The following is a 20,468-nucleotide window of genomic DNA, read 5'->3' as shown; positions in this document are numbered from 1 at the left end:
ATGCTCTCAAGAACCGCAGACAGCCTGTACTGGACGGGCCGCTATATCGAGCGGGCGGACTTCCTCGCCCGGATCCTGGAGGCGACCATCCGCCTCGCCGCCATTCCGACGCGGGGCGACGGCGACGCCGAGACGGTGTGGGCCAGCGCCCTGGCGTCGGCCAGCGTGCCCAAGGCCCTCGGCCGGGCGCCGACCGAGAAGTCGGTGCGGGAGTATCTGGCCTTCGCGCCGGAGAACGCCTCGTCGATCACCGCCTGCATCACCCGGGCGCGGACCAATGCGCGGTCGGTGCGCACGGCGCTGACGGTCGAGCTGTGGGAGGCCATCAACGGCGCCTGGAACGGTCTGGCCGAGCAGGGCCAGCCGACCCGCCGCGACGACTTCGGGCATTTCCTGGAGTGGGTGAAGACCGTCACCCTGTCGGTCGAGGGCGCGACGTCGCGGACCATGCTGCGCAACGACGGCTACTATTTCCTGCGCCTCGGCGCCGCGATCGAACGGGCGGACAACACCGCCCGTCTGCTGGATGTGAAATACCATCTGCTGCTGCCGGAGGGCGAGCGGGTCGGGGGGCAGCTGGACTATTTCCAGTGGACCACCCTTCTGCGCGAGGTCTCGGCGCTGACGGCCTACCGTTGGGTCTACCGGGACAGTGTGAAGCCGTGGCTGGTGGCCGACCTGCTGGTGCTGAACCGGCAGATGCCGCGCTCGCTGGCCAGCTGTCAGGCCTCCATCGTCCGGTATCTGGAGAAGCTGTCGAGCGACTATGGCCGTCGCGGCCCGGCCCAGCGGCTGGCGGCGGACCGGATGCGGGCGTTTGATAACTCCCGCATCGAGACCATCTTCCAGTCCGGCCTGCACGAGTACATCCAGTCGTTCCTGAACGAGAACGGGCGGCTGGGGCAGGCGATCACCGAACAGTATCTGAGCTGACATGCGTATCCGGATCGACCACGCGACGACCTACGCCTACGACCGGGCGGCGCGTTTCATCATCCAGACCCTGCGTCTGTCGCCACGCTCCAGCGAAGCCCAGACGGTGCGGCACTGGCAGGTGGAGACCGATGTGGACGCGCGCCTGCGCCGGTCCGAGGACGCGTTCGGCAACATCGTGCATTCGCTCTACACCGAGCAGCCGACCAAGAGCCTGACCATCCGCGTGACCGGCGAGGTGGTCACGGCGAATACCGCAGGCGTGATCCCGCCGGATCAGGAGCGGTTATCGCCGCTGGTCTTTCTGCGCGACACCGATCTGACGAAGCGGGACAAGCTGATCTCGGTCTTCGCGTCCGAGTTTCAGGCCCACCCGCCGCTGGACCGGATGCACCGGCTTATGGCGGCGATCAACGGCTCGGTCGCGTTCGAGGTCGGTGTGACGACCCCGACGCATACGGCCAGCGAGGTTCTGGCGCTGGGGCGGGGGGTCTGTCAGGACCACGCCCACGTCTTCATCGCCTGCGCCCGGCAGATGGGGGTGCCCGCCCGCTATGTCTCGGGCCATCTGGCGCGACGCGACCGGGCCGATCAGGAGGCCGCCCACGCCTGGGCGGAGGCCTGGATCGAGGGGCTGGGCTGGGTCGGCTTCGATCCGGCCAACGGCATCTGCCCGACCGAGCGCTATGTCCGCATCGCCACGGGTCTGGACTACCTCGGGGCCGCCCCGGTGCGCGGGGCCAGCTACGGCGGCAGCGGCGAGACGCTGGCGGTACGGCTGACCGTACATGATGCCGACATGCAACAGGGGCAACAACAGGCGTGAGCGCGGGGTCGACTGTCGCGGGAATCTGTTACGCTCAGTCGAATTCTGACGTTGGCGGGATACGACGCGTCCAATGACCTATTGCGTAGGCCTGCTGGTCGATGAGGGGCTGGCGATGATCGCCGACACTCGCACCAATGCGGGCGTCGACAATATCTCGTCATATCGCAAGCTCCATGTCGTGGATAAGCCCGGCGACCGGGTGCTGGCCGTCGCCACCGCGGGCAATCTGTCGGTGACTCAGACGGCGCTGGCCATGGTCCGCGAAGGCGTTCACCTGAATGTCGGGGAAGAGGCGGAAACGCTGGAGACGGCGTCGTCGCTGTTCCGGTGCGCCCAACTGCTGGGCCACGCGCTGCGCAATGTGCGCCAGTCCATCGCGCCGGCGCTGGAGGCGGACAGCCTGAACACCTCGGCCTCGATGCTGCTGGGCGGCCAGATCGCCGGCGGGCCGATGCAGCTGTTCCTGATCTACAGCCAGGGCAATTTCATCGAGTGCGGGGCCGACACGCCCTTCATGCAGATCGGCGAGGCCAAATACGGAAAGCCGATCCTGGTCAGCGGCATGCGCGGCAGCACATCGTTGTCGGAGGCGGTGAAGCTGGGCCTGATCTCGTTCTCGACCACCATGCGCTGCAACGTCGGCGTGGGCGCGCCGTTCGACATGCTGACCCTGCGGCGGGACATGATCTCGGGCGACGAGCGGCGGATCGAGCAGGACGATCCCTATTTCGAGGACCTGCACGACCGCTGGACCCGCGCCCAGGCGCAGGCGCGCGCGGCCATGCCCGAGCCGCCGTGGATGCCGAACAGCGGCGGGGCCTCGGCCTTCGACTGAGACGCGCCCGCTGACGTGGCGGCGCCTTGCGGGGCGGGTGAAGCGCGGCCTAGCCTGAGCCCATGCCCGCTTTCGACACCCCTTCGACGCCCGCCGATTTCGCCTTCTTCGAGCCCCTGCGCGTGCGCTGGGCGGAGGTGGACATGCAGGGGGTGGTCTTCAACCCGAACTACTTCGTCTACGCCGACGTGGCGATGAGCGAATATATGCGCGCGATCGGTCTGGCCGGGCCGGGCGGCCTGGCCGCGCTGGGCATAGACATGTTCGCGGCGGGGGCCTCGGCGGATTTCCGCGCCTCGGCGATGTTCGATGACGAGCTCAGACTGGGGGCGCGGATCGAGCGGTTCGGGCGCACCTCGTTCCAGCCGCGCGTGGCGGTGTTCCGGGGCGACGAACTGCTGGCCGACGTGGGCCTGACCTATGTCTGCGTGGCGCCGGAGGGCCCGCGCCGCAGCGTGCCGGTGCCGGAGGCCTTCATCGCGGCGTGCCGCGCCATGGACGGGACCGCGTGCTGAGCGGTTGCAGCCGCGGCCTCCCGCGATAGGGTGCGGCATGACCCAGTCCCGCCTGACTCGCCGCCATGCCCTCGCCCTGTCCGGCGGTCTCGCCGCGCTTGGACTGACGGGACTGCCCGCGCGGGCGGCGCCATCGCTGCAATCCGAAGATTGGGCCGCGCTGGGCGCCGATGTGAAGGCCGAGTTCAAATGGGCCTGGGATCACTATGTCGCCAAGGCGTGGGGCAAGGACGAGATCAATCCGGTGTCTGGCACGGCGCGGTCTTTCTTCATTGAAGGGCATGACCTCGGCCTGTCGCTGGTCGAGGCGCTGGACACCCTGTGGATCATGGAGCTGGACGAGGAGTTCCAGGCCGGCGTCGACTGGGTGAAGGCCCATCTGAACTTCGACATCGACGACTATTCGCAGGTGTTCGAGACCAATATCCGTCTGGTCGGCGGGCTGATCTCGGCGCATCTGGCCTGTGGCGATCCGATGCTGCTGGACAAGGCAAAGGATCTGGCCGACCGGCTGATGAAGGCCTTCGACGCGTCGCCGCACGGCCTGCCGTATCGCTATGTGAACCTGAAGACCGGGGCGGTGCGGGACCCGGAGACCAACCTGGCCGAGATCGGCACCTATGCGACCGAGTTCGGCGTGCTGAGCCAGCTGACGGGTGATGACCGCTATTACGTCGCCGCCAAGCGGGCGATGAAGCACGCGCTGGATCTGCGCTCCGACAAGGGGCTGATGGCCGCCAACATCCACGCCGAAACGGGGCTGTTCACCAGCCGCAACGCCTCGATCGACGTCTATGCCGACAGCTTCTACGAATACCTGTGGGACAGCTGGGAGATGTTCGGCGACACGGACATGAAGCGCTGGGCCGAGGAATGTATGGGCGCGATGGTCGCCCATCAGGGCCAGCGGTTCGACGGCCGCCTGTGGTTCCCGATGGTGGACTATGAGACCGCCCAACCGACCGCCTGGTCGCAGACGGTGCTGGGCGCCTATCTGGCCGGCCTGCTGGGACAGGTGGGTCTGAAAGCGGCGGGCGACGACTTCCTGGCCACCTATACCGAGATGCAGGACCGGTACGTCATCATCCCGGAGTCGACCGACGTGCGGACCCGCACGCCGCGCGGCAAGGGCACCGGTCTGCGGCCCGAGTTCGCCGACGCCTGCCTGAACCTGTGGCTGGGTGACCGCGACGACCGCTATCGCGCCCTGACGGCCATCCACTATCGCAACATGAAGGCCACCTCGAAGGCGGCCTACGGCTACACGTCGCTGAAGGACATCACGACCCGGCCGATGGAACAGGGCGACAACTGCCCCGGCTACTGGTGGTCCGAGCAGATGAAATACTACTTCATCATGTTCGCCGAACCGAAGCGGATCGACCTGGACCGGCTGCAGCTGAGCACCGAGGCGTGCGTGCTGCGGGGGTTTGTCGCCTCCTGATCTAGTCCGCCGCCGCCCGCTCCAGGGGAAGCGTCACACGGAACAGGCTGCCCTCGCCGGGTTGGCTCTCGACCTCGATACGGCCCTTCATGACGGTGGTCAGGCCGTGGCTTATGGCCAGGCCCAGGCCGGCGCCGTCGGTGGCGCGGGTGGAGGTCTCATCCAGCTGGGTGAAGGCGTTGAACAGGTCGGCGACGACCTCGGGCGGGACGCCGGGACCGGTGTCGGCGACCTCGAAAATCAGGGCGTTGTGGGTTTCGCGGGCCCGGACGGTGACCGTGCCGACGGCGGTGAAGCGCACGGCGTTGTCGATGATCGGTTCGATCAGCCGGGCGATCTGGCCCTCGTCACCCAGACGGCGGGTCGGGGCCTTGGTTTCGACGCGGAATGTCAGGCCCTTCGCCGCCGCGCCGCCACGATAGTCAGCCGCCATCTGGCGCAGCAGGTGGTCGGGCGAGAAGGGCGCGGGATGCAGGACCACGACGTCGTTCTGAAGCCGCATGGCGACCAGCAGGTTCTCGATCAGACGCAACTGGGCCTTTCCGGCCTCCTTGAGAAGCGCCATGCGGTCGCGCTGTTGCGGCGTCAGCAGATCGTCCTCGATCACCTGGGCGATGCCGAGCACGCCGTTCAGGGGCGTGCGCAGCTCGTGGCTGATGTTGGACAGGAAGCGGGACTTGGCGGCGCTGCCGGCCTCGGCCTTCCTGAGGGCCACGGCGAGGGCCTGTTCGCTGTCGCTGAGCCGGCGCACATCGTCGGCCACCTTGCGGAACAGCACCGCCCCGGCCAGCAGAGTGGCCAGCAGCAGGATCAGCATCAGGGGCACGGCATCGCGCAGGACGCGGGCGCCCGGCGCCTCGGCGGTCCAGACGATCCAGCCCTGGGTCCGGCCCTCGATGTCGCGCACGGCCACGGCGGTCTGATGGCCGTGAAGGGCGGGCGTTGCGGCGCCCGAATGATAGGCGGCGGCCTTCAGCCCCAGTTCGTCCCCCAGAGGAGCGACCACGGTTTCGAAGGGCTTGAAGGAGGCGATGACCGGGTCGGCGGGCGGGACCGGTCCATTGTCCGTGTGCCGCACGACAGTGGAGGCGGCGGCGAGCCAGGTCTGGCCGTTGACGCCGACCACGCCACTGCGAACACGAACGGCCTGCATGGCCACAGCGGTCCGGTCGCGCACGGCGGCGCGGTTGCGCACGTCGGCGACGAGGGAGGCGGCGGCGTGGGCGAACGGGTGGGCCGGATCCGCGCCGGCGGGCTTGCCCCCCAGACTGACGCGCAGCAGGCGCCCGTCGCCGTCATAGGACAAGGTGGCGACGTGACCGCTCTGGGCCGCATAGAAGGCCCCGACATGATGATCAATCCAGTCTGTGTCGGGCGGTCCGCTCAACCGGGTGACGGCCTCGTCCCAGGTGGTGGCGGCGGTCAGATCGACGGTGACGGCCTTCAGCGCGCCGGCGACGCGGAGCTCGACCAGCTGCTGTTCCTTGATGCGCTGGTGCGCGTCGATGCTGGTGCTGACGACGCCCAGCACAGCCAGCATGCCGAGGCTGGCGACGGCCACGAGGATGACCGCGACCCGTAAGGTCGCCCACGTCCGCCTGCCCACAACCCCAACTCCACACTCCCCGCCGCAGTTACGCGCGGCGATCGAGGGCGGGGTGTAGGGCAGGGAAGATGAATGCCCGGTTAGCTTACTGTGACGGTTCAGCGACCATAGGCGCTCATCGCATAGGGCCGTTCGGCGGCCGTCGCGCCCCACAGCAGGTTGGGCTCGGCGCCCATGACGAAGCGGAGTTCGCCGCCGGCCTGGATTTCGTCGTGGCCGATCCAGGTGCGGTTCAGGGGACGGCCGTTCAGGGTGACCGACTGGACGTACAGATGGGCGTCCGACAGGCCCTCGGTGGAGATGGTGAAGCGGTTGCCGTTGGGCAGGTTCAGGGTGGCCCGCTCCACGAACGGCCGGCCGATCACATACTGACCGGAGGCGGGGGTGACCGGGTAGAAGCCCATGGCCGTGAACATCAGCCAGGCGGACATCTGGCCCACGTCGTCGTTCCCCGCCAGACCGGCCGGACCGGCGTGATACTGGCTGTCCATGATCTGCTTCAGCCGCGCCTGGGTGCGCCACGGGGCGCCGGCGAAGACATAGGCATAGGCCGAATGGTGGCTGGGCTCGTTGCCGTGGATGTACTGGCCGATCAGGCCCGCGATGTCCTCGGCGTGTGAATAGTCCAGCCCGGTGTTGTCGTGATCAAACATGGCGTCCAGCCTGGTCACCGTCGCCGCGTCGCCGCCCATGACATTGACCAGCGCGGCCATGTCCTGCGGCACGAACCACGAATACTGCCAGGCGTTGCCCTCGGTGTAGTCCGAGCCGTAGTTGATGGCGGTCGGATCGAAGGGCGTGCGGAAGCTGCCGTCGGCCAGACGGGCGCGGACGAAGCCGGTCTCGGCATCGAAGGTGTTGCGCCAGAAGCCCGCCCGCCGGTCGAAGACGGCCTGCACATCGGTGCGGCCCAGGCGCTGGGCCATGCGGGCGATGGTCCAGTCGTCATAGGCGTATTCGACAGTCTTGGACGCGGCCTCGGGCTCGCGGTCGATGGGGACGTAGCCGAGGTCCATATAGTCGCCCAGACCGCCGTAGGGACGGTAGGTGGCGCTGGCGGTCATGGCGTTCAGCGCGGCCTCGCCGTCGATGCCCTTCACGCCCTTCAGATACGCGTCGGCGATGACCGGGACGGCGTGATAGCCGATCATGGTCCAGGTCTCCTGACCCGCGAACGACCAGACCGGCAGGATGCCGTAGGGGCTGACCTGCTGGGCGGCGATCAGCGAGTTGACCATGTCGGCGTTGCGGCTGTCCGGCTGCACCAACGTCAGCAGCGGATGCTCGGCGCGGAAGGTGTCCCACAGGCTGAAGGTCGAGTGGACGGTGAAGTCAGACTGGTGGACCGCATTGTCCGGCCCGCGCCAACGGCCATCGGCATCGCCATGGACGGAAGGGGCGATGAGGGCGTGGTAGAGGGCGGTGTAGAGGCTTGTCCGCATCTCTTCCGGCGCGTCGATGTCGACGGCGCCGAGGGCTTGGGTCCAGGCGCCTCGGCTTTCAGCGCGGACGCCGTCAAAGTCGAAGGTCCCGCCTTCGGACTCCAGATTGCGGATGGCCCCGGCCTCGTCGACCGAGGAGACGGCGACCTTGACCAGCAGGGGGCCGGTGATGGACCCGAAGTCGAAGGCGGCCTCCAGCTGACGCCCCTGCACCTGGGCGCGGTCGGTCATGTCGCGACCGGGCTGGCGGAAGCCGCGATAGGGGGCGTCGGTCTCACGGTCCTGCAGCTGGTAGCCGACCAGCGGCTTGGAGAAGCGCATGGCGAAATAGAGCTGGCGACCCGGCGCCCAGCCGCGCGTCTCGCGGAAGCCGGTCACCGTGCCGTCCGGATGCACCCGGATACGCGACCACAGCACCTTACCCGGGTAGTCGTAGATGGAGGGGCGGAAGTCGAGCAGGATGCGGGCGGGCTGGGAGCGGGGGAAGCTGTAGCGGTGCAGGCCGACGCGGACGCCGGCCGTCAGCTCCGCGCGCACCCCCGAGTCCGTCAGGCTGACAGCGTAATAGCCGGGCTCAGCGACTTCCGACGCCTTGTTGTAGCGCGAGCGATAGCCCGAGCCGGGCTGGGCCGGATCCCCGGCGTCCCACTTAACCTCGCCCGAGATGGGGGTGATCAGGACATCGCCGAGGTCGGAATGGCCGGTGCCGGAGAAATGGGTGTGGGAAAAGCCGAGGATGGTCGGATCGTCGTAGCGATAGCCGGCGGCCCAGTCATAGGACTGACGGAACGGCTTGTAGTCGGTGTCGGGGCTGAGCTGCACCATGCCGAAGGGGGCGACAGCGCCGGGGAAGGTATGACCCTTGCCGGCGGTGCCGATGAACGGGTCCACGGCGTCATAAGGCGTGGCGAGCGCCGGCGGCGTCTCCTGCGCGGTGGCGCAGCCGGCGAGGTTCAGGGCCGCAAGGGCCGCGACAAGTCCGATACGCCGCATCCGAGAATCCCTCCGCCGTGATGCCCGAAACTAGGCAGGTCGGCGCTGTCTTGGAAGGGACGATGGCGAAGGGCCGCCGGGGGTCGGCTTCAGGCGCGGAGGCCCCTCGGGTGATCCGCGGGTGGGGCGAGGCGACAGTCGAGATCGGGGCGGGCCGCGGCTTCTGGCGATAGCGCCGGCGGCGACAAGCTGTCACTGTCGCGCGTCACATTCCGAGGATGTCCCATGACCCCGCCATTTGTCACGCGTCATCGCTACAACGCCGTCGCCGCCGGACTTCACTGGCTGATCGCGGTCCTGCTGTTCGTGCAGATCTATGTCGGCTGGACGTTTGGCGACATGGAGCGGGGCGCGGCCCGGGACCTGTGGTTCGACTGGCACAAGACGCTCGGTTTCATGATCCTTTTCCTTAGCCTGATCCGGTTGGGCTGGCGCATCGCCAATCCGCCGCCGGCCTTGCCCGCCGAGATGCCGCGCTGGGAAAAGACCGCGGCCGGGCTCAGCCATCTGGCCTTCTATGTGATCCTGATCGGCCTGCCCTTGACCGGATGGGCGGCGGTTTCGACCGGTCGGGCGGCCCTGACCAGCGACATGACCTCCCTGATCGGCGGCCTGTCCTGGCCGCTGATCCCCGGCCTGCCTCGCGCGCTGCATGGCCCGATGGAAAACGTCCATGAGCTGCTGGTGAAGGTCACCTACGCCATGGTCATTCTGCATGTCGGGGCCGCGCTGAAGCACCAGTTCCTCGACAAGGGTCGTATGGCCGGCCGGATGTGGCCATTCCCGCGCCGCTGACGGTCGGCGACCTAGAACAGCCCGATCGGGAAACCGATCAGCCCCGCCGACTGCAGGTGCTCGATCCCTTCCATGACGGGTATGGCCGCCAGGAAGGTCAGGCCGTCGCGCAGCGTGCGGAGAAAGAAGGCCGGGCGAACGGTCAGCTCCTCGGCGTCGCGCCAGCGGGCGGGGTTTGGCCAGAAGCGCGGGGTTCGCGCGCAATAGGCGGCATAGGGCGCGCCGAAATGCTCCGCCAGCCAGGCCTCCTCCCGCCCCACTGTCCGCAGGAAGACCAGGAAGGCGGCGATGGCGAAGACCGCGCCGATGACCAGACTGCCGGTCTGGGCGCCGATGCCGAACGCGCCGATGAAGCTGAACACATAGAGCGGATTGCGAGTGATGGAGTAGGGGCCGCGATCGACGATTTCGGCCTTCTTGCGCCCGCCGATGTAGAGCGAGCACCAGCCGCGGCCGACGATGGCGATGATGATCATCGCCAGGCCGAGCGCTTCCACGTCATCGTGCCAGTCGCCGCCGAAGGCCGTGACAGAGCGCACGCTGGCCGTGAGACCGAGAAGCACCACGAGCACAAGGCCCGCGAACCATTTCCGACGTCGCTGGACGATGTCCAGCGACAGGGCGACAGGAGGATGGGAGCTCATTCCTCGGGCCCTCAGTGGTGCTGCTGGGCGCGGACGAGCAGGGCGCGGGCCTCGATCTTGCGCCCCCGGTCGGCGACGGCGCGGCCGGGACGGGCCGGGGCGTCGATGGCCTTCTGCAGATAGCGCGCCGCGCCCGCCCAGTCGTGTTCCCGCACCAGCAGATCGCCCATGAAGAAGTTGGCGTCGATGTCGTTGGGCGCCATGGCCAGACCCCGTTGGAGATAGTCGCGGGCGCGTTGGCGATTGCCGAAGCCGATGGGGGCGCCCGGCACCTGGGCGTAGAGCGAGCCGAGGGTCACATAGACGGAGCCGTTCATCGCACGGGGATTGATGCGCTCGGCCGCCTCAAGCCGGGACCGCGCCTCCCGGACCAGGCCCAGGGCGCCCAGCCCGCCGCGCAGGCCGGCTTCCGACGCGGTGATGATGGCGTCCCAGACCAGAGGCTCGGCGCGATTGGCGCACTGGGCGACGACGGCGTCGGCCTGGATGTTCAGGCGCGCCATCTCGGCGGTGCGAACCCCCTCCGGGACCTCGAAATTCACATGGTCCCAGGACTGTTGAAGACCGCGCACGCGGTCGTCGCAGGCGTCGGCGTGGGCGACGGACGCCGTCGCGAGCGGGGCGGCCATCAGGGCCAGGGCGAACAGGGGGCGTTTCATGGGTTTGTCTCCTCGTGTGGGTTCAGCCCGCGAACAGGGCGCGGGCCTTCAGGTCATTGGCTTTCAGGGCGCCGTCGATCAGGCCGGGCGCAAGGGCGTTGAGCCGGACGAACAGGCTCTCGGGGAAGCCGAGATAGACGTCGCGGCGGTCGGCGCGGATGGCGGCGACGATGCGGTCGGCGATCCGGTCAGGATCGTCGACCGCCATGCCGGTCAGACGGGCGTATTCATCGACCTTGGCCGAGTTGAACGATGTGGCGACGGCCCGCGGCGCGACATAGGTCACGCCGACCCCCGTGCCCGCCAGCTCGCGACGGAGCGACTGGCTGAGCGCCCGCATCCCCGCCTTGGCGCTGGAATAGGTGGCGAAATGCGCAAAGTTGATCGAGCCGAAGATGGAGCCGACGTTGGCGATCTGTCCCCGGCCGCGCGCCTTCATGCCGGGCAATACGGCCTGGGCCAGCCGCGCGGGCGCGACCAGATTGACCATGTAGGTCGCCAGCAGGTGCTCGGGCGTCTGCTGTTCCAGCGGCCCGAAATGCTGGATGCCGGCGATGTTGATGAGCAGGTCCCAGCGCCCGCCGCTGACCTGTGTCGCGACGGCTTCAAGACCCTGGGGGGTGGACAGGTCGCCGACGAGGGTGCGGCGACCCGGCGCCCGTGCGCGCGCGACGATGACGACGCGGCCGCCTTCACGTTCGATCCGCTCCACCACGCGGCGACCCAGGGCGCCCGAGCCCCCGGTGATCAGGATGTCGCGATCCTCAAAACGCATCGACCATCTCCCGCGCCGTGACATGAGGGATCGACGCGAAGACGCCGCCGAACAGGCCGAACATCATCCTGGCCATATGGACGATGGCGGCGCGGTCGCCCGCGTCCGTGACCCCGTCCAGAAGCTGCTTCAGGAACAGGATATGGTCCTGGTCCAGCGCGCCGTGGGAGACGAGGTAGGAGAAGGCTGCGGGCGGGAGGCCAAGGCTCTGCTGAACGGCTTCGGCGCCCACGCTGGCCAGCTGGATGCTGGTCCCTTCCAGGACATAGACCATGCCGAAGAAGGCCATGGGGTTGACCCGCTGGATGGTGTCGTAGGCGTAGGCGACCATCAGTTCGGTCGCGACATTGGGACCGTCGCGGACGGCCTGCTCAGGATCGCCGCCGGCGGCCCGGATGTCGTTCAGGATCCACTGCTCGTGACCGGTTTCCTCGGCGATATAGTCGTCGAGCGCCGTCCTGAAGACGGCGTGCTCGTCATCAAGGCGGGCCCGCGCCGCCTGCATCAGGGGTACGGTATGGCTGACGTGGTGGTAGGCCTGGGCCAGGTAGGCGACGTAGGTGTCGCGGCTGATCCGGCCCGCGAGACCATCCCGGATTTGCGGGATGGCGGAGAAGGCGGCGCGTTCGGCGGCGGTCGCGGCGATCAGGTCATCGAAAAAGGACATGCGAACTCTCAGGCGACGGGGGAGGAGGGGGGATAGGCGCGGCGGAGGACGTCCCGACGTGGACGACCGTTGGCGGTCACCTGACCGGCGGCGGGATCGAACGGCGGGACCAGACGCCAGTCGCCGACGTGGGCGTAGTCCGGCAGGCGCCCGTTGGCGCGGGCCACGGCGGCTTCGATCCGGGCCGGATCGACGCCCGGCATCGGCACGATCAGGGCTGACAGGGACGGCTGCGCCTCGCCCATGACCATGGCCTGCAGGATTTGCGGCTCGGCCAGAAGCTCGCTCTCGACCCATTCCGGCGCGACGTTGCGACCGAAGGCGGTGATGAGGGTGTTGGCCTTGCGGCCCTCGATCCACAGGCGGCCATCGACATCCAGACGGCCGATGTCGCCGGTGTGCAGCACTTCGGGCGCCGGCTCGCCGCCCACATAGCCGAGGAAGGGACGGGGCGAGACGAGGATTTCTCCGTCGTCAGCGAGGGTGACTGACAGGTGGGGCAGGGGGCGGCCCACGGCGCCGGGCCGGGCATCGTCCGGCGTGTTGAGCGCCACGACCGACGCGCACTCGCTGAGGCCGTAACCTTCGACCACGGGCAGGCCGGCGGCCGCAGCGGCGTCGAGAAGGGCGGGTGATACGCGCGCGCCGCCGACGGCGATCATCGCCAGCCGATGATCCAAACGCAGCGCGCTCTGTGCGGCGATCAGGCCGCGCAGCAACTCGGGCACCAGAATGAGGGTCGTCGCGCCCGTCTCGACCACGGTGGTCAGCAGGCGGGCGAAGTCGGGGCGGAAGGCCTCGCCCATCCCGGCCTCGGCCAGGGTGACGGCATGGTATCGACCGCCGGCCAGAAGGGTGGCGTAGAGGCCGGCGACGTTCTCGAGCAGAACCGCCAGCGGCAGCACGGGCAGATGCAGGCCGGCGCGGTCCTGACCCAGCACCCGGACCAGGGAGGCGGCGACCGCTTCCATCTGGTCCTGCGACAGACACACGCCCTTGGGCGCGCCGGTCGAGCCGGAGGTGTAGGTGATCTTCGCCGTGCCGGCAGGCAGGGAACGGGCCGGAATTCCGGTCGCCATGATGCGAAGACGAGCGTCCGCGACGGGGAGGTCCTCGTCGGCGTCTCCGGGGGTGATAAGCAGTCCGGCGCCCGCATCGGCCAAGGCGTGATAGCGCTGGGCGGCGGTGAAGAAGGGCGGGATCGGCACGCTGGCGCGGCCGGCGAGAACGAGAGCGAGGTCCGTCACGACCCAGCCGGGACCGTTGTCGAGGGCAACGCCGACCGGCGAGGGGTCGTCCACCAGCCGCGCCGCCAGGCAGGCGACCTCGGTCATCAGCCCGGCGGCGGTCAGCGCGCCTCCGGTCCAGCTGAGGACGACCTCATCCGGCCGGGCTTGCGCGCGCCGCATCAGGGCGTCCAGAACGGCGCTCATCGGCCCGTCTCATAGTGAAGGCGGGTGCGAACCGCGCGGCCCACCGGCGCCGCCTCGGAGAAATGGTCCAGCGCTCCCGTTGCGCCCGCGATGCAGCCGGCCAGCACCACAGGATCGGTCTGATAGTAGGCGCCCCAGGCGCCGCCGCCGTCGTCGAGACGGCGCGGATCCGCCTTGGCGAGTTGCAGGGCGCCAAGCCCCGCGCGGCTGAAGATGCGGCGCAACTCTCCGGTGGCGGTCGCCACCGCAAATCTCAGGCCCTCGCGCTCGAGGTGGCGGGCCATGGCGGCGAACAGGAAGACCGTCGCGCCCTGGCCACTGGATGCAAGCCCGCCGATCTCCACGACGTGGGCGCGTTCGACGGGCGCGCCGATGGCCTGTCCGAGAACGACTTCCGCGGGCGCGTCCAGATACTGTTCGAGGAACAGGCGCTCCTCGGAGGCGTGTCTGAAGCCGACGACGGCATAGATGACGCCCGCCTCGTCCTGAACGCTCATCAGTGTCGGATAGTGGACCTGTATCCGACTGCCGTAGGCCTCGGCGTAGGTGTCCTCGATGAACCGTTCCACGCGTCGGCGCTCGCTTGTTCGGGGATCATCAAACCGGATGACGCTGGACGAAAGCGTCCGACGTGGACGCGGCGAAGGCGTCTCTGGGTCGATGGCGGGGAGCCGAACTGGAAACATGCGGGCCTCGGACCGGGGGTCTGTGGGCCTGAGACGACGCGGGGCGGCGACTCCCACAAAAAAATCTCACGGATCGGAAACCCGGTTGCCGCAGCCCGCGGTGCGACCCACGATGGAACGGTGAAGCCGCCGCCCGGACCCCTGCAGGACGACCCGCCCGCCCATGCCCGACAGGCGTTGGCGGATGTCTGGCTGGACGCCCGGCCGGCGCTGGTCCGCTTCCTGACGGCGCGGACAGGGTCCTCCGCCACGGCCGAGGATCTGGCGCAGGATGTCTGGTTGCGTGTGCAGGCCCTGACCGAGGAGGCGGCCGCCGAGGTCCGCCATCCCGAGGCCTTCCTCTATCGCATGGCGGCCAATCTGGCGCTCGACGGGTCGAAGGCGCAGCGGCGCGCCGGCGCCCGGGATCTGGAATGGCGACGCGCCCATGTCGCCGGCGATGCCGACGATGCGCAGGACGCGCCCTCCGCCGAGGACGCCGTCTGGGCCCGACAGAAGCTTGAGAAGGTCAGGGCGGCGATCGGCCAGATGCCGCCGAAGGCCGCGGAAGCCTTCCGCCTGCACAAGCTGGAGGGATTGAGCCAGAGCGAGGTCGCGGACCGGATGGGCGTCTCGCGCAGCGCCGTCGAGAAATACATCTCTGCTTCCCTGAAGACGCTGCTGCTGAGGGTCGGTTGGCCATGACGACGCCATTTCGCCATTTTTCCTTGAGGGTCAGTCGCGCCCGCGTCGTCTCTCCCTCGAAGCCCGTTCGGGCGCGGACAGGATCATGACCCAGGACACCGTCATCAAGGACGAGGAGATCGCCGCCCGGGCTGCCGCCTGGGTCGTGCGTCTGCGCGCCGATGACGTCACGATCGAGGACTGGGCGGCGGCGACGGACTGGCTTGAGTCTGACCCGGCTCACCGGCGCGCCTTCGACGAAGCCGAGGGGCTGTGGGCGGCGATGGACGATGTCGCGATCGCCCAGGCCCCGCCGGTGGTCGATCTGGCCGCCCATCGGGAGCGCCGCAAGGGCATGGGGCGCCGGTGGCTGGTCGCCGCGCCGGCGATGGCGGCGGCTGTCGCCGCGGCTGTGCTGCTGGCGCCCCTGCTCGGGTCGACCCCGACGGTGGTCTATCGCACCGCGCCCGGCGAGATCCGGTCTGTGACGCTTGAAGACGGCTCCAAGCTTCAGATCAACGGCGGTTCGACCCTGTCGGTGAAGATGGAGCGGGGACGGCGGCTCGTTCATATGGAACAGGCCGAGGCGGTGTTCGATATCGCGCACGATGCCGGGCGTCCCTTCCTGATCGATGTCGGCGAAAGCCAGGTCCGTGTCCTCGGTACGGCGTTCAACATCCGCCGCACGGCGCAGGTGACGGAAGTCTCGGTGTTGCGCGGGGTTGTGCAGGTCTCCGATCTCGATCAGCCCGCACGGAAGGCGCGGCTGACGGTGGGGCAGTCGGTCCGACGCGCGGACATCGACAACCGGATGGACGTGGCGCCCGTGGATGTCCGCACGGCCGCCGCCTGGACGCAGGGCCGGCGCGCCTATGACGACCGGCCGCTGGGCGACATCGCCGCCGATCTCAGCCGGGCCTTTTCCACCCCGGTGACGGTGGCGCCGGACGCGGCGGACCTTCGCTTCTCCGGTGTCCTGCTGCTGGATGACGAGGCGGCGGTGATCGACCGTCTCGAGCGCTTCCTGCCGATCAAGGCCACTCGCAGCCCGCAAGGGGTTCGTCTAGAAAGACGCTGAACCTGCTTCGGACGTCGCCCCTTGGTAAGAGCCTCCCTCAGCGCCCTGGTCGTCGTTCTCGGAGCCGCGGCGCCTGTGGCGGCCGAGGCGCAGGAGAATCCTCCAGTCCAGGTGTCGATCGCCCCGCAGCCGCTGCGGACCGCCTTGCTCGAATTCGGACTGCAGGCGGGCGTCAGCATCGACGCGGCGGGAAGCGAGCGATGCGGGTCCAGTCGCGGGGTCCGGGGGCGCCTTTCCGCTGATGCGGCCCTGTCCCGACTGACGCTGGGAACGCGCTGCGTCGCAAGCCGCGTCGGTCCCGGCGCCTGGCGGATCGTCCGGCTTGCCCCGACCGCGCCCACAGCGGCCCGGTCTCTCCCGGCGCCGGAGCCTTCGCTTCCGACCTTGCTCGATGAGGTGGTGGTGACGGCCGCGCGGTCGGACAATCTGTTGCTCTCGCGCGCGCCCTACGGCCTGTCCTCCCTCGACGGCCTGACGCTGGAGCGCGCCGGCGTGACCGACCTTGAGGGCGTGGCCGCGCGGGTCGCGGGGCTCACCGTCACCAATCTCGGACCGGGCCGGGACAAGCTGTTCATCCGCGGCATGGCGGACGGGCCGGTGGCGGGGCAGGCGCAGGCCCTGATCGGTCTGTATCTCGATGATGTCCGGTTGACCTATGACGCCCCGGATCCGGCCCTGCGGCTGGCCGACATCGAGCGGGTCGAGGTGCTGCGGGGACCCCAGGGCGCCCTGTACGGGGCGGGGTCGATGGGCGGCGTCGTGCAGGTGGTGACCCGCGCGCCGGATCTTGCGGGCGTCTATGGCCGCGTCGTCGTGGAGGGAGCCCTAACAGCGGGCGGATCGCCCGGCGAGGCCGCCGAGTTGATGGTCAACCTGCCTCTGGTCCGCGATCGGGTCGCGGTGCGTCTGGTCGGCTATGACGAAACCGTCGGCGGCTATGTCGATGATGCGGCGCTGGGTCTGAGGAACAGCGGCGACATGCGTCGCCAGGGGCTGAGGCTTTCCGGCCTGTGGCGGGTCACTCCGGCCTGGACCTTGCGGGCGGGCTTCCTCGCCCAGACCATCAACGTCGACGACAGCCAGTATTCGACCTTGGGGGCGGAGGCGCCCTATGTGCGCCGACGTCGCCTGGGCGAGCCCAGCCGAAACGACTTCGACGGTTTCTGGGCGTCAGCCGAGGGCGATCTGGGCTGGGCGCGCTTGCGGGCGTCCTCGAGCGTCCAGTCTCACGGTCTCGATGCCCGATACGACGCGACCCCTTCAGCGGCGATGTTCGGTCTGACCGGTACGGCGGCGCTGGATCAGTCTGACGACCTGTCCGCTGCGGTCCACGAAATCCGTCTCAACGGCGAGTTCGGGCCCCGGCTGAGCTGGAGCGCGGGCCTGTTCTTCTCCGAATACACCCACAACCGCGCCGTCGCCGTGTCGGACGGGCAGGGCGGCGTGGCGGTCCTGCAGCAGCAGCGCCGCGATCACGTCGACGAGGCCGCCTTGTTCGGCGACGTCGTCTATGCGCTGGGCGACCATCTGAAGATCACCGCGGGCGCGCGCGTGTTCCGCGTCGGCGTGGAGCATCGCAGCGAGATCAGCGGCGTGGCGACCACTTTCGACGGTGAGGACGAACTGGTCGGCGTCGCGCCACGTCTGGTGGTGGAGTACGATCGAGGCCCCTTCGTCTTTTACGCGCTGGCGACCGAAGGCTATCGCGGGCCGGGTTTCAACGCCGGGGGGCTCGGCGCCGGGGGGCGGCAGCCTTCCCGCGCCGTGCGCCCGGACGAGATCGTCGCAGGCGAAGTCGGGGCGCGGTTCCGTCTTCTTGACGGTCGGCTTCGCGGCCGCGCCGCCGTCTTCGTGGCGGACTGGCGCGACATCCAGTCGGATCGCTTCGACGAACGCGGCCTGCCGTTCACCGCCAACCTCGGGGACGGGAGAAACCGCGGCGTTGAAGGCGAGGTGGAGTGGCGTGTCGGGGCCTGGACCCTGGATGGCCACGCGGTCGTCAACGATCCCGAACTCACACACCCGGATCCGGGGTTCGCCCTGGGGGCAGACAGTCGGTTGCCCGCCGTGGCGGACTTCAGCGTTCAGGCGGGTCTGGTGCATGAGGCCCGGCTGGCGCAGGCGTCGGTGCGATCGGAGTTGCGCCTCGGCTATGTCGGCCCGACGGACATCGCCCTGTCGCCGACCTCGACGGGCGCGTCCGCCGGCTATCTGACCAGCCAGATCGGCGTCAGCGCCGAGATCGGTCGTTGGGGCGTCCGGGCGTCGGTCGACAATCTGTTCAACCGTGACGACGACACCTTCAGTTTCGGCAACCCCTTCTACGCCGCGGGCGACATCAGCACGCCGCAGCGGCCGATCACCGGTCGCGTGGCGCTGACGGCCCGGTTCTGATCAGGCGGCGACGCCGAACAGGCGGCCTACGCCTGCGGTGATGGCCATGGCCAGCGCGCCCCAGAAGACCACGCGCACGACGGACCGTCCGACCGGCGCGCCCCCGGTCCGCGCACCAAGCGCGCCGAGCGTCGCCAGACCGATCAAGGCCGACCCCGCGACCCACAGGGCCAGACCCGCCATGGGCGCGACCGCCGCGACGATCAGGGGCAGGGCGGCGCCGGCCGAGAAGGTTACGGCAGACGTCAGCGCCGCCTGGATGGGCCGCGCCGTCGTGATCTCCGAGATGCCGAGCTCATCGCGCGCATGGGCGCCCAAGGCGTCGTGGGTCATCATCTGCTTCGCCACTTCCGCCGCCAGGTCCGGGCTCACGCCGCGGTCGACATAGATGCCGGCCAATTCGCGCAATTCGGCCTCATGATCGCTGGCCAGTTCGGAGGCTTCGCGCGCGAGGTCGGCCTTTTCGGTATCGGATTGCGAACTGACGGAAACGTATTCGCCCGCGGCCATCGACATGGCACCGGCGGCGAGTCCCGCGACGCCGGCGACAAGGATGCCGCCATGGCTGGTCGCCGCCGCCGCGACGCCGACGACCAGGCTGGCGGTCGACACCAGTCCGTCGTTGGCGCCGAGCACCGCCGCCCTGAGCCAGCCGATGCGATCGACCCGATGCGCTTCCCTGTGTGCCATTGTCTGTCCTCTGCCGCGACAACTGGCGCGCAAAGTTCAGCGAGGACAAGGTGTGATCGTTCACGCGAGCCGGTCGATGTCCGGTTGTGGCGCGGAGCCGGACTTGGGGCCGTCGATCCTTACGGCAGAGTGGAGGGACGGCAGGCATCCCCTCAGGTCCGAAACCCGGCGCCCACATTCGCCGTGCCGGGATGCGCCCGCGGCCTGAGCGGCCTCAGCCCAGCTCGACCGAAACCTGCGCGCCGACGCCGTCGGTCTTGCCGGCAAGGCCCGGCACTTCGTCCAGTTGGCGAAGGCTGGTGAAGCGACCACGCTCCTCGCGATAGCGAACGATCTCGAAGCCATGCCCCCGCAGACGTGGGACGCCGTCGAACTCCTCGGCGGTCGCGGTGTTGAGGTCGATCACGCCGCGCTGTCCTCGCGATCCCCGGTGGTGCGATGCGCGAGCGCGAAGTCGATCGCCTCAATGTCGACCTTCAGCTTGACCAGATCGCGGATGCGTTCGTGGTCGCCGGACGCCGCCGCCTCGACGGCCGTGGGCCAGACCTTTGCTTCCAGCGCCTCGCGGATCGCCACGAGCCTGGCGGCGACCGCCGAATTATCCGGGTTCATGATGCGCTATTTCAGGTCGGCGATCGCCTCGCCGGCCTCTTCTTCTTCGAGCAGGGCGGCGTTGTCGGCGTTGGCGGACAGGCGGACCTGATTGCCTTCGACCGCGGCGACCAGACCGCCGGAGAGGTAGTGGTGGTGGTCGCTGTGCGACCCGCTGTCGGCCTTGGTGAGCTTGATCCGATCGCCTTCGATCTTGTCGACCTTGCCCAGGTGGACGCCGTCGGCGCCGATGACTTCCATATGTTCTTTTATCTGCGAGAGGTCAGTCATGGCGGGTCTCCTTGTGACTACCCTAGCTAACGGGGACTGGACCGCGACGTTCCCGGCGGTTTCGGGTCCGGGACGTTTGGAGAGCACTCCGGGGTTGGCGGATCGAAGCAGGCCACGCAGGCGGCGGGAAGGTCGTCGTGGCGGTCGGGCTGCGCGCCGACGATCACCGCCGACGGCCGCCTCGATCGTGGCCCTGCAGCCGTCAGCTCGGCTCGCCGCCGAACTCGCTGAAGGCGTTTCGAACCGCGTCCGCGTCGGGGCGGTCCCCCATATCCACGGAGACCTGGATGCGACCCTCGAGGGGGGCGTCGTCCCGGGCGTCGGCGTCCGGGCTGCCGGCCTGTTCGTCGCCACCGGACGGCGCGGTCCCGACGGAGTTGCGTGCGCCGTCAGGACCGACGGTGATCGCCTTGCGATCCACGGCGAAGGTCTGGACCAATCTTTCGATCACCAGTTCGGCGTCGCGCCGGGTCTCGAAGGTCGCCGTCAGTGTCGAAGCCATGGA

22 protein-coding genes are annotated in these 20,468 nt (G+C 69.0%); 9 read left to right on the top strand and 13 right to left on the bottom strand.

Going from position 1 to position 20,468, the window contains the following annotated elements; all coding sequences use genetic code 11:
* The 5 genes from ACW174_RS00560 (at nt 1) to ACW174_RS00540 (ending at nt 4,556) form a co-directional block, all read left to right on the top strand.
* Nucleotides 1–933, top strand: a complete 933-nt coding sequence (locus tag ACW174_RS00560; RefSeq protein ID WP_492015754.1) for an alpha-E domain-containing protein — start codon at nt 1–3, stop codon at nt 931–933.
* 1 nt (nt 934) lies between these two features.
* A complete protein-coding gene (locus tag ACW174_RS00555; RefSeq protein ID WP_492015753.1) occupies nt 935–1,759 on the top strand; it encodes a transglutaminase family protein in 825 nt (274 codons plus the stop codon).
* Between the two features lie 73 nt (nt 1,760–1,832).
* Nucleotides 1,833–2,597 (top strand): proteasome-type protease, encoded by a 765-nt coding sequence (locus ACW174_RS00550; protein WP_492015752.1) that lies wholly within the window; start codon nt 1,833–1,835, stop codon nt 2,595–2,597.
* Between the two features lie 62 nt (nt 2,598–2,659).
* A complete protein-coding gene (locus ACW174_RS00545; RefSeq protein WP_492015751.1) occupies nt 2,660–3,112 on the top strand; it encodes an acyl-CoA thioesterase in 453 nt (150 codons plus the stop codon).
* Between the two features lie 37 nt (nt 3,113–3,149).
* Nucleotides 3,150–4,556 carry a glycoside hydrolase family 47 protein gene (locus ACW174_RS00540; RefSeq protein WP_492015750.1) on the top strand — a complete coding sequence of 469 codons (1,407 nt, stop codon included), beginning with the start codon at nt 3,150–3,152 and terminating at the stop codon, nt 4,554–4,556.
* Between the two features lies 1 nt (nt 4,557).
* Here the strand turns inward: ACW174_RS00540 and ACW174_RS00535 are convergent, their stop codons facing one another.
* Both ACW174_RS00535 and ACW174_RS00530 read right to left on the bottom strand, forming a co-directional pair.
* Entirely contained in the window at nt 4,558–6,117 is a 1,560-nt protein-coding gene (locus ACW174_RS00535) for a sensor histidine kinase (RefSeq protein ID WP_492015749.1), read from the bottom strand.
* A gap of 143 nt (nt 6,118–6,260) precedes the next feature.
* Nucleotides 6,261–8,597 (bottom strand): GH92 family glycosyl hydrolase, encoded by a 2,337-nt coding sequence (locus ACW174_RS00530; protein ID WP_492015748.1) that lies wholly within the window; start codon nt 8,595–8,597, stop codon nt 6,261–6,263.
* Nucleotides 8,598–8,822: 225 nt separating this feature from the next.
* Between ACW174_RS00530 and ACW174_RS00525 the strand changes: the two genes are divergently transcribed.
* The gene (locus ACW174_RS00525) at nt 8,823–9,392 is read left to right on the top strand and encodes a cytochrome b (RefSeq protein ID WP_492015747.1); all 570 of its coding nucleotides are present in this window, start codon (nt 8,823–8,825) and stop codon (nt 9,390–9,392) included.
* Between the two features lie 11 nt (nt 9,393–9,403).
* On the opposite strand, the gene ACW174_RS00520 is transcribed toward ACW174_RS00525, so the two are convergent.
* From ACW174_RS00520 to ACW174_RS00495, 6 genes are read right to left on the bottom strand one after another with little or no spacing between them, the layout of a single operon-like run.
* On the bottom strand, nt 9,404–10,036 hold the full coding sequence (locus ACW174_RS00520) for a methyltransferase family protein (protein ID WP_492015746.1): 633 nt from the start codon (nt 10,034–10,036) through the stop codon (nt 9,404–9,406).
* 11 nt (nt 10,037–10,047) lie between these two features.
* Complete coding sequence (locus tag ACW174_RS00515) at nt 10,048–10,695, bottom strand: tetratricopeptide repeat protein (RefSeq protein WP_492015745.1); 648 nt, start codon at nt 10,693–10,695, stop codon at nt 10,048–10,050.
* Between the two features lie 22 nt (nt 10,696–10,717).
* Complete coding sequence (locus ACW174_RS00510; protein ID WP_492015744.1) at nt 10,718–11,470, bottom strand: SDR family NAD(P)-dependent oxidoreductase; 753 nt, start codon at nt 11,468–11,470, stop codon at nt 10,718–10,720.
* The gene (locus tag ACW174_RS00505) at nt 11,460–12,137 is read right to left on the bottom strand and encodes an iron-containing redox enzyme family protein (protein WP_492015743.1); all 678 of its coding nucleotides are present in this window, start codon (nt 12,135–12,137) and stop codon (nt 11,460–11,462) included. The genes ACW174_RS00510 and ACW174_RS00505 overlap by 11 nt, the downstream gene beginning before the upstream one ends.
* Before the next feature lie 8 nt (nt 12,138–12,145).
* A complete protein-coding gene (locus tag ACW174_RS00500; RefSeq protein WP_492015742.1) occupies nt 12,146–13,570 on the bottom strand; it encodes an AMP-binding protein in 1,425 nt (474 codons plus the stop codon).
* A complete protein-coding gene (locus ACW174_RS00495) occupies nt 13,567–14,139 on the bottom strand; it encodes a thermostable hemolysin (protein WP_492015741.1) in 573 nt (190 codons plus the stop codon). The genes ACW174_RS00500 and ACW174_RS00495 overlap by 4 nt, the downstream gene beginning before the upstream one ends.
* Before the next feature lie 237 nt (nt 14,140–14,376).
* Between ACW174_RS00495 and ACW174_RS00490 the strand changes: the two genes are divergently transcribed.
* The 3 genes from ACW174_RS00490 (at nt 14,377) to ACW174_RS00480 (ending at nt 18,391) form a co-directional block, all read left to right on the top strand.
* On the top strand, nt 14,377–14,940 hold the full coding sequence (locus ACW174_RS00490) for an RNA polymerase sigma factor (protein WP_492015740.1): 564 nt from the start codon (nt 14,377–14,379) through the stop codon (nt 14,938–14,940).
* Nucleotides 14,941–15,025: 85 nt separating this feature from the next.
* Complete coding sequence (locus ACW174_RS00485) at nt 15,026–15,997, top strand: FecR family protein (RefSeq protein ID WP_492015739.1); 972 nt, start codon at nt 15,026–15,028, stop codon at nt 15,995–15,997.
* Between the two features lie 21 nt (nt 15,998–16,018).
* On the top strand, nt 16,019–18,391 hold the full coding sequence (locus tag ACW174_RS00480; RefSeq protein ID WP_492015738.1) for a TonB-dependent receptor: 2,373 nt from the start codon (nt 16,019–16,021) through the stop codon (nt 18,389–18,391).
* Here ACW174_RS00480 and ACW174_RS00475 read toward each other — a convergent pair whose 3' ends face one another.
* From ACW174_RS00475 to ACW174_RS00455, 5 genes are all read right to left on the bottom strand, one after another.
* Nucleotides 18,392–19,081 (bottom strand): VIT1/CCC1 transporter family protein, encoded by a 690-nt coding sequence (locus ACW174_RS00475; RefSeq protein ID WP_492015737.1) that lies wholly within the window; start codon nt 19,079–19,081, stop codon nt 18,392–18,394.
* Nucleotides 19,082–19,295: 214 nt separating this feature from the next.
* The gene (locus ACW174_RS00470) at nt 19,296–19,487 is read right to left on the bottom strand and encodes a ComEA family DNA-binding protein (RefSeq protein ID WP_492015736.1); all 192 of its coding nucleotides are present in this window, start codon (nt 19,485–19,487) and stop codon (nt 19,296–19,298) included.
* Complete coding sequence (locus tag ACW174_RS00465; RefSeq protein WP_492015735.1) at nt 19,484–19,693, bottom strand: hypothetical protein; 210 nt, start codon at nt 19,691–19,693, stop codon at nt 19,484–19,486. The genes ACW174_RS00470 and ACW174_RS00465 overlap by 4 nt, the downstream gene beginning before the upstream one ends.
* A 6-nt stretch (nt 19,694–19,699) precedes the next feature.
* On the bottom strand, nt 19,700–19,963 hold the full coding sequence (locus tag ACW174_RS00460) for a DUF2171 domain-containing protein (RefSeq protein WP_492015734.1): 264 nt from the start codon (nt 19,961–19,963) through the stop codon (nt 19,700–19,702).
* A 202-nt stretch (nt 19,964–20,165) separates the two neighbouring features.
* Complete coding sequence (locus ACW174_RS00455) at nt 20,166–20,465, bottom strand: hypothetical protein (protein WP_492015733.1); 300 nt, start codon at nt 20,463–20,465, stop codon at nt 20,166–20,168.
* Between the last annotated feature and the right edge of the window lie 3 nt (nt 20,466–20,468).

The sequence above is a fragment of the Brevundimonas sp. AVps31 genome (assembly GCF_058681355.1).
The sequence above is the reverse complement of the archived record's forward strand: the minus strand, read 5'-3'. Positions and strand labels throughout refer to the sequence as shown.

Bases quoted from the DNA above. Each gene is read 5' to 3' on its own strand.
- ACW174_RS00560 (WP_492015754.1), top strand. From the start codon at position 1: ATGCTCTCAAGAACCGCAGACAGCCTGTACTGGACGGGCCGCTATATC.
- ACW174_RS00555 (WP_492015753.1), top strand. From the start codon at position 935: ATGCGTATCCGGATCGACCACGCGACGACCTACGCCTACGACCGGGCG.
- ACW174_RS00550 (WP_492015752.1), top strand. From the start codon at position 1,833: ATGACCTATTGCGTAGGCCTGCTGGTCGATGAGGGGCTGGCGATGATC.
- ACW174_RS00545 (WP_492015751.1), top strand. From the start codon at position 2,660: ATGCCCGCTTTCGACACCCCTTCGACGCCCGCCGATTTCGCCTTCTTC.
- ACW174_RS00540 (WP_492015750.1), top strand. From the start codon at position 3,150: ATGACCCAGTCCCGCCTGACTCGCCGCCATGCCCTCGCCCTGTCCGGC.
- ACW174_RS00530 (WP_492015748.1), bottom strand. From the start codon at position 8,597: ATGCGGCGTATCGGACTTGTCGCGGCCCTTGCGGCCCTGAACCTCGCC.
- ACW174_RS00525 (WP_492015747.1), top strand. From the start codon at position 8,823: ATGACCCCGCCATTTGTCACGCGTCATCGCTACAACGCCGTCGCCGCC.
- ACW174_RS00520 (WP_492015746.1), bottom strand. From the start codon at position 10,036: ATGAGCTCCCATCCTCCTGTCGCCCTGTCGCTGGACATCGTCCAGCGA.
- ACW174_RS00515 (WP_492015745.1), bottom strand. From the start codon at position 10,695: ATGAAACGCCCCCTGTTCGCCCTGGCCCTGATGGCCGCCCCGCTCGCG.
- ACW174_RS00510 (WP_492015744.1), bottom strand. From the start codon at position 11,470: ATGCGTTTTGAGGATCGCGACATCCTGATCACCGGGGGCTCGGGCGCC.
- ACW174_RS00505 (WP_492015743.1), bottom strand. From the start codon at position 12,137: ATGTCCTTTTTCGATGACCTGATCGCCGCGACCGCCGCCGAACGCGCC.
- ACW174_RS00500 (WP_492015742.1), bottom strand. From the start codon at position 13,570: ATGAGCGCCGTTCTGGACGCCCTGATGCGGCGCGCGCAAGCCCGGCCG.
- ACW174_RS00485 (WP_492015739.1), top strand. From the start codon at position 15,026: ATGACCCAGGACACCGTCATCAAGGACGAGGAGATCGCCGCCCGGGCT.
- ACW174_RS00475 (WP_492015737.1), bottom strand. From the start codon at position 19,081: ATGGCACACAGGGAAGCGCATCGGGTCGATCGCATCGGCTGGCTCAGG.
- ACW174_RS00465 (WP_492015735.1), bottom strand. From the start codon at position 19,693: ATGAACCCGGATAATTCGGCGGTCGCCGCCAGGCTCGTGGCGATCCGC.
- ACW174_RS00460 (WP_492015734.1), bottom strand. From the start codon at position 19,963: ATGACTGACCTCTCGCAGATAAAAGAACATATGGAAGTCATCGGCGCC.
- ACW174_RS00455 (WP_492015733.1), bottom strand. From the start codon at position 20,465: ATGGCTTCGACACTGACGGCGACCTTCGAGACCCGGCGCGACGCCGAA.